The 453-nt window shown below is 50.3% G+C and carries 1 protein-coding gene; it reads left to right on the top strand.

The features are described from left to right. Positions 1-25: 25 nt before the first annotated feature. A partial coding sequence (locus ACTHUE_RS20345) for an adenylosuccinate synthetase (RefSeq protein WP_440424317.1) occupies positions 26-453 on the top strand: 428 nt, incomplete at its 3' end.

The raw sequence follows: 453 nt of genomic DNA, 5'->3' as shown, positions 1-453 counted from the left end.
GTATCTGAAATAAGGTTAGATGGCTATGGCTAAAAATGTTGTCGTAATCGGTGCCCAATGGGGTGATGAAGGCAAAGGTAAGATTGTTGACTGGCTGGCGGAAGAAGCCAGCGGTGTTGTACGTTTCCAAGGCGGCCACAATGCCGGCCATACTTTGGTCGTCGGTGGCAAAAAAACCATTTTGCGCCTGATTCCAAGCGGCATTTTGCATGAGACTTTGGACTGCTTCATCGGCTCAGGTGTTGTCGTTTCTCCTGAAGCATTGTTGGGTGAAATCGACGAATTGAATGCTGCCGGTGTGAAAAACGTCGAAGGCCGTCTGAAAATTGCGCCGACCTGCCCATTGATTCTGCCTTACCACATTGCGCTTGACCAAGCTCGCGAAGCTTCCCGCGGTAAAAGCAAAATTGGTACAACCGGTCGCGGCATCGGCCCGGCTTATGAAGATAAAGT

This window comes from Neisseria sp. P0021.S005 (genome assembly GCF_051956955.1).
The sequence above is the reverse complement of the archived record's forward strand: the minus strand, read 5'-3'. Positions and strand labels throughout refer to the sequence as shown.